3 protein-coding genes and 1 pseudogene are annotated in these 2,564 nt (G+C 34.0%); 3 read left to right on the forward strand and 1 reads right to left on the reverse strand.

Features of this window, described 5'->3' with window-relative positions; translation table 11 throughout:
* From F602_RS0100145 to F602_RS10650, 3 genes and pseudogenes are all read left to right on the forward strand, one after another.
* The coding region (locus F602_RS0100145; protein ID WP_018165958.1) for a restriction endonuclease subunit S at positions 1 to 571 on the forward strand (571 nt) is incomplete at its 5' end.
* A gap of 48 nt (positions 572 to 619) precedes the next feature.
* The gene (psrA, locus tag F602_RS0100150) at positions 620 to 1,417 is read left to right on the forward strand and encodes a tyrosine-type DNA invertase PsrA (RefSeq protein WP_000651186.1); all 798 of its coding nucleotides are present in this window, start codon (positions 620 to 622) and stop codon (positions 1,415 to 1,417) included.
* A gap of 44 nt (positions 1,418 to 1,461) precedes the next feature.
* A pseudogene (locus F602_RS10650) lies at positions 1,462 to 2,031 on the forward strand (restriction endonuclease subunit S); the annotation flags it as partial.
* Here F602_RS10650 and F602_RS0100160 read toward each other — a convergent pair.
* Positions 1,985 to 2,564: restriction endonuclease subunit S (locus F602_RS0100160; protein WP_018165959.1), on the reverse strand; the 580-nt coding region annotated here is incomplete at its 5' end. The pseudogene F602_RS10650 and the gene F602_RS0100160 sit on opposite strands and share 47 nt — an antisense overlap.

Consider the following 2,564-nt stretch of genomic DNA (forward strand, 5'->3'; position numbering starts at 1 on the left):
CTCTCCTTATAAGGAAGTGCCTTATAGTATTCCAAAAAGTTGGAAATGGGTGAAGTTAAATGACATAACCTCATATATTCAACGAGGGAAATCACCTAAATATTCAACAATTCCTAAATATCCAGTTATTGCACAAAAATGTAATCAATGGTCAGGTTTTTCTATTGAACTGGCAAAATTTGTCTCACCTGATACTGTTGACAGTTATCAAGAAGAACGTTTGTTAAAAGATGGTGATTTGATGTGGAATTCAACAGGACTAGGCACTTTGGGGAGGTTAGCTATTTATTCTGAGGTTAAAAATCCGTATGGCTGGGCAGTAGCAGACAGTCATGTTACTATTATTAGACTTCTACTAAAGTTTATTGATTACCACTTTATTTACCATTTTCTTGCCTCACCTATTGTTCAAAATGTCATTGAGGAGCAAGCGTCAGGTAGTACCAAACAAAAGGAATTAGCTACTACAACTGTTAAAAACTATCTCATTCCTCTTCCGCCTCTCACCGAACAACAGCGTATTGTTTCTAAAATCTCTCAAGTCTTTTCAGTTATCGAATCTTTAGTATAATACTTATGTGCGGTGGAATTTCTATCAAAAATCAGATAGGAGTTGAAGATGAAAGACTTTGAACTACATTTACGAAAAGCTGGATTAGCTGAAAACACCATACGGTCTTACCTGTATGGTGTTCGCTTTTTCTTGGAACATTATGAGTTAAAAATAGAAGATTTATTTGAATATAAAGGATATTTACTGGATAATTTCAAACCAAAAACGGTTAATCTACGATTGCAGGGGCTTAATAAATACCTTGTTTTTATTGGACATGATGATTTGAAATTAAAATTTGTTAAAATCCAGCAGAAACCATTTTTAGAAGATGTTATCAGCCATGCAGATTACCTCTTTCTGAAACGGAGTTTGAAAAAAGATGATAACTTAAAATGGCATTTTGTCGTTTGGTTTCTAGGAGCAACAGGAGCTCGTGTTAGTGAATTGATAAAATTAAAAGTAGAACATGTGGAGGTCGGTTATTTTGACATTTACTCAAAGGGTGGTAAAATGCGACGACTCTACATCCCTAAAAAATTACGTGACAGTTGTCAGAAATGGCTTGATACAGAAAATCGCCAAAGCGGGTACCTTTTCCTTAATAAATTTAGTCAGCCGATTACAGCTAGAGGGATTGCCCAACAACTAAAAAACTATGCTGTAAAATATCAACTCAATACCAAGGTAGTCTATCCTCATTCCTTTAGACACCTATTTGCCAAAAATTTTCTTGCCAAATACAATGATATTGCCCTGTTAGCAGATTTGATGGGACACGAAAGTATCGAAACAACTCGTATCTACCTCAGAAAAACAGCGACAGAGCAACAAGCTATTATAGATAGGGTTGTTAATTGGTAACTTAAAATAGCAGAAGGTCGTATAGACTTTCTGCTATTTTTTGTGACGGTTGCTCTCCTTATGGGAAGATACCCAAAAATTGGGTTTTTCTTACCATAAAAGATGTTTTTTCAATAACCACAGGATTATCGTATAAGAAAACTGATCTAGCCATCACAAAAAATGGTGTCAGAATTATTCGTGGAGGAAATATCAACCCATTATCCTTTAAAATATTAGATAATGATTACTACATTGATCCAAAATTTATCACTTCAGAAACAGTCTATTTGAAACGAAATCAGCTATTAACACCTGTTTCAACATCTTTAGAACATATTGGAAAATTTGCTAGAATTGATAAAGATTATCCCAATACCGCTGCTGGTGGATTTGTATTTCAATTAACACCTTTTGTTTCATCAGATGTATTGTCAAAATATCTATTATTTAGCCTGTCATCACCAATCTTTTATGAACAATTGAAATCAATTACGAAGCTATCTGGACAGGCTTTATATAATATTCCTAAAACAAAATTAAACGAACTCCTTGTTCCCCTAGCTCCTGAAACAGAGCAAAAACGCATTAGTCAGAGAGTTGAGCAACTTTTTGAAAAAGTAAATCAACTTTAGATACAATTTTTTTCATTTCCCGATAATTTGAAATAGGTATCAATAACTCTGAAATACTGGTGCTATTTAGTGTTTTGCCTTTTATAGCATCTTTTGAATTCCCAGCCGTAGAAATTAGTGGTAAAAACATCATTAAATAATTTCTAATAATATTTTTCTTATCACTATATGGAAATATAGAAATAATTGCCTCATTATGACTGGCTGGAACATCTAATATCGCAACCTTGCCGATTGATAGTTTAAAACTCATCAGTAGGGTATCTGCGGGAACAATTTTAATATTTGTTTGCTTTATAGCTAAATGAGATATACACTCCTTTGTTTTAGTAATATGACCACTGCTCGGCATATCCGAAATAGATACCCATGGGATATCATTGCCCCAATAAGTCGGTTCGTTCCTGGGTGGTGTTTTTCCAATGTTAAATGTAACAATCGAACCAAACTTAACGTAGCTCCAAGAGTTAGGAATCTCAGCCATAGTTGAACCGACAAAATCACTATTTTTTTTGCTATTCCTATAAGGAGAG

Origin of the sequence: Streptococcus minor DSM 17118 (genome assembly GCF_000377005.1) — a bacterium.
Taxonomy (GTDB): domain Bacteria; phylum Bacillota; class Bacilli; order Lactobacillales; family Streptococcaceae; genus Streptococcus; species Streptococcus minor.

Coding starts and splice junctions, on each gene's coding strand:
- psrA (WP_000651186.1), top strand. CDS start 620: ATGAAAGACTTTGAACTACATTTACGAAAAGCTGGATTAGCTGAAAAC.